This is a genomic window from Lysinibacillus sp. NPDC056185, assembly GCF_047737915.1.
Classification (GTDB): domain Bacteria; phylum Bacillota; class Bacilli; order Bacillales_A; family Planococcaceae; genus Lysinibacillus.
On record NZ_JBLLLQ010000080.1, the window covers coordinates 1 to 1,843 of the forward strand.

A 1,843-nucleotide genomic window follows, 5' to 3' on the forward strand; every position below is an offset into this window, starting at 1 on the left:
GAACTGTTCAAAACAGAAATGGACTGCGAACGCATAGTTACTCAGGAATCCCACTGACATTAGTCAGCTTGTCCCTTTAGGGGTGGGAGTCTCAAATTGTCTATTGTTTAGAGTATAATTTTCTGCCTCTGTTTAGCCCATTTGTACACTGTTATTTGTTACATCGACATCGGAAGTCAAGGTCGGCGATACTCAGATTTTATTATATGGGACTTTTTGTTTAAGCGTATTTAAACAGCTTGAGCCTACATCAACGGGCTCAAGCTGTTTTATTTCAAAAAGCCTTTCTCGTATATATTCGAATAGATAGTAGCCACGATCCAACATATAAAATAATGATTGTAAAGATAGCTACGAAATACATTTGTGTTTCTTGTAAGGTCAGAAACTTTTGAGTCAGCTCTCTTATTTCACCAAATAAATTAGGAATAAAAAAAGTAGTTATTAGCAGCAAGATACCGACTAAAGCACTTGCAACAATCGGCAAATTTTTCATTTTAAATTTATAAGAAATTGGAAACATGAATGAAATAGCGACCATTACAAGACCAATAATAAGCAGGATTTCTTTCCATAAAAACATTATCTCTTTTCCATTTAAGAGGAAATTGCTACTATAAATGATGAATATAAACGCTAGTGTAAATACAAGAGAACCTATATATTTTGAACTGACAATTTCCTTTCTCGTGTAAGGTAGCGAATTAAAAAGGATATTAGCATTATCTTTTTCATCATAAGAGAAGGTAGTCATTATAAATGATATACTAAATATAAACCCGAAATACAACGGGGAACTCATACTTCCCAATAAAAGGATTATTATAATAGGAATGTACAGTAAAATTATTTTCTTTTGTATTAAAACATCCTTTATTATTAGATTAACCATCCCATTACCACCCTTTTTTCGTATAGTACATAATATCTTCAAGCGTTGGTTTTTCCATAATAACAGAATCCCCAAATATGTTTGCCACACGATTTTTATCCGCTGTCAATGCCTCAAAGCCTGTGTTCGTTTTTCGAATTGCAACAAACTCTCTTTCCGTTTCCTGATCCAATAAATTCAACGTTCCTTTGACAATGGCATATTCCTCTTCAATCTTATAAAATTCCTTTGTAAATATATGTTCACCGTTATGAACAAAGGTAATATAATCCGCAATTCGGTCTAAATCTGTTGTTATATGTGTCGAGAAGAAAATCGTTTTATCTCCATCTTGCATTAATTCATGTAGAATATTTAGTAGCTCTCTACGAAATATCGGATCGAGCCCCGCAGTTGGCTCATCCATAATAATTAATTCTGCATGATGAGCTAGAGCTATAGCTAACGAAGCTTTCATCTTCATTCCCTTTGAAAAGGTCTTCATGTTTTTGTTCAGTGGTAGTTCGAACTGAGTAACATAACGTTGAAAAGCGTCATCATCCCAGTTTTTATAGGCTGGTTTAATAATCCTTTTCATATCCTTTAACGTTACATATTCATAAAAGACATTTTCATCATAGACAAAGCCAATACGTTCCTTTATTTCTTTTTCATGCTTTTTATAATCCAAGCCAAACACTGAAACAGTACCACTATCTTGCTGTAGCAAGTTCATAATCAATTTGATTGTTGTAGATTTCCCTGCACCATTTCCCCCGATAAATCCGGTTACGAAGCCCTTTTTTACGTTAATAGAGAAATCCTTTATCTGAAATCCTTTAAAAGATTTATGAACATGCTGTAATTCAATGACATTTTCCATCATCCATCCTCCGTTTGCAATAATGTAAGCATTTCCTTGAGCTCTTTAAGGTAACACTATAAATAATGTATATATACTTTATATACCTG

General features: G+C 33.3%; 2 protein-coding genes. Both read right to left on the reverse strand.

Translation table 11 applies throughout. The features are described 5' to 3' along the window. Positions 1-274: 274 nt before the first annotated feature. The gene (locus tag ACMZ42_RS26965; RefSeq protein WP_415733415.1) at positions 275-892 is read right to left on the reverse strand and encodes an ABC-2 transporter permease; all 618 of its coding nucleotides are present in this window, start codon (positions 890-892) and stop codon (positions 275-277) included. A gap of 4 nt (positions 893-896) precedes the next feature. Then, positions 897-1,754 carry an ABC transporter ATP-binding protein gene (locus tag ACMZ42_RS26970; protein WP_415733416.1) on the reverse strand — a complete coding sequence of 286 codons (858 nt, stop codon included), beginning with the start codon at positions 1,752-1,754 and terminating at the stop codon, positions 897-899. Positions 1,755-1,843: the final 89 nt, after the last annotated feature.